Source organism: uncultured Campylobacter sp. (assembly GCF_938018145.1).
Classification (GTDB): Bacteria; Campylobacterota; Campylobacteria; order Campylobacterales; family Campylobacteraceae; genus Campylobacter_A.
This window is the reverse complement of the sequence record NZ_CALIII010000238.1, coordinates 1-2,042: the sequence shown is the minus strand read 5'-3', so window position 1 is coordinate 2,042 and position 2,042 is coordinate 1. Positions and strand designations below refer to the sequence as shown.

General features: G+C 48.8%; 3 protein-coding genes. All 3 read right to left on the bottom strand.

The annotated features are described in order from the left end of the window. A partial coding sequence (locus Q0338_RS05510) for a phosphatidylserine decarboxylase (RefSeq protein ID WP_298085884.1) occupies positions 1-456 on the bottom strand: 456 nt, incomplete at its 3' end. Beyond that, positions 453-1,544, bottom strand: a complete 1,092-nt coding sequence (locus Q0338_RS05505; RefSeq protein ID WP_298085883.1) for a metallophosphoesterase — start codon at positions 1,542-1,544, stop codon at positions 453-455. The genes Q0338_RS05510 and Q0338_RS05505, both read right to left, overlap by 4 nt. A gap of 219 nt (positions 1,545-1,763) precedes the next feature. Beyond that, positions 1,764-2,042, bottom strand: a 279-nt coding sequence (locus tag Q0338_RS05500; protein WP_298085882.1) for a hypothetical protein, incomplete at its 5' end; no start/stop codon positions are given.

The window sequence follows — 2,042 nt, the reverse complement described above, 5'->3', positions numbered from 1 at the left end:
CACGCTATATAGCTCGCCAGGCACGTAGAGTGCGGACAAGATCCTCATATCGCAAGGCGCGTGGTAGCGGTGATAGTCGCGCGGGCTGAGATAAATATTTACGTACTCTAGCTCGGCGTCTCGCTCTCTGCGCTCCATGCTATCGCCTAGAAGCTCTGCGATACCGTACTCGTGCCCCTTGACACTGATCGCCTTTAGCTCCTTGCTAACTCCGCGCTCAAGGCATGTGCCGTCGCTAGGACTGATGAAGGCCTGCGGCGAAATGTCGAAATTTCGCGGACGCTGTAGCTCGCGGGTAAAAAGCGCCGTGAGGCTCTCGTACTCCTTTGGCTCTTTAAACTCGCTCATGTCGATTTTAAAGCCGCTTACGTATTTTTCATTGATAAATGTTTGCAAAAATCTCGGAAATTTAACCGCTGCAACAAACCCGAATATCCTAGAAATAAGTCCCCTCATGCCTCTCCTTTTAGTCTTAATAACGAAATCTCGCTAGGCGCCATCACGCGCACCGGCGGCCCCCAAAATCCAGCACCTCGGCTAACGTAAATTTGCGTATTTTTGTTCGCGCTATATAGCCCGGCGACGTATTTTTGATCGAGCTTTACCAGCAGCGAAAACGGGAAAATCTGTCCGCCGTGCGTGTGTCCGCTCACCACTAGATCCACGGGCGCGCTTTCGTCCATGTATTTTAAAAACTTAGGCTGATGAGCGAGCAAAACGGTAGGCAAATTTACGTCGCGACCGTCCAGAGCCGCGACCAGATCTGGCTCGTACGCTTTAAATCTAAAACCGATGATATCATAAACGCCGGCTAAATTTACCCCGCCCACGCGCGCGTTTTCGTTGCCTAAAATTTTAAAATTCGTCGTCTCGCGGATCACTTTTAGCGTGCCGTCGATGCCGTTATAGTACTCGTGATTGCCTGGCACGTAAAAGGTGCCGTATTTGCTCTTTAGCTCGTTAAATGGCGCGATAAACTCGGCCAAACGGTGCGGCGGCAGATCCGCGATATCGCCCACGATCGCGACCGCGTCGGCGTCAAGCTCGTTTACGCGCCTAGTTACCGCCCGCGCAAAGTCCGCTCCCAAAAAATCTCCCAGATGGATATCAGTTAAAACCGCGATCTTTAGCTCGCCCTTTAGCCCCTTTAGCTCGATATCCTGCGCTTTTACTTCTGGTAATTTTACGGCGTTAAAGATACCTCTAAAAAAGTAGCTAAACGCCAAAATAAGTATCGTAACGTCAAGATAAAGGCGCAAAAATTTACGCCTGCTCTCGCTAAACGCGCGCTTGGTTACGGGACGGACGGCGAGCGCGACGACGTTCGTAAAAAGCACGAACGAAAAGATAATAAACGTCAGCGCCAGCATCAGCGAACAGGCGATGCGAAGGCTAGGTCCCAAAAAGTTAAACCGCAGCGAAAAAGCCAGCGCGACGCCGCCCATGGCAAGCGTCAGGAAAAACAGCCCAAGCGCCCTTTTATGCGTGGCAAGCGGCCTGAGCGCGGCATCGGCAAAAAGCCCGCGATAAGAAACGTAATTCATAAAAATAATGATTAAAGACGATAGAACATAAAACATTTCGTAAATTTAGCCAAAATTATTAAATATCTAACCACTGGGCGCGGCAAATTTGAGGAAATTTAAACGTGGCGGCGGGTGATTTTGGATTTTAAGAGCGGATATTTCGGGCGCAGCGAAATGCGCAGCCGAATATTTGTTTAAGGTAAGCGGCGCGTATAAGCAACAAATTCGCTCTATGATTTAAGCAACGATGAGCGCGTTACCGGCGGCGGTTTTACGCGACGAAGGCGACGCGCACGAACGGCGATTTACTCCGTTAGATTTAACTTTCGCGTTGCTTTGGTTTTGACTGCGCTTGCTCTTTGATTTTGCAAATTTGAACATTTCGGCGATAAATTTACGGCTTTGCGGGATGTGTTTTGAGATAAAATTTATGCGACTTAACTTTATAAAATTTGTGCCGAGACGAATGTCAAATTTTATCGTCCGAGGCGAATTTAGTTTTGTAAATTTTACGCA

What these genes read in the sequence shown, in the direction of transcription:
- Q0338_RS05505 (WP_298085883.1), bottom strand. Translation starts at nt 1,544, where the DNA reads ATGAATTACGTTTCTTATCGCGGGCTTTTTGCCGATGCCGCGCTCAGG.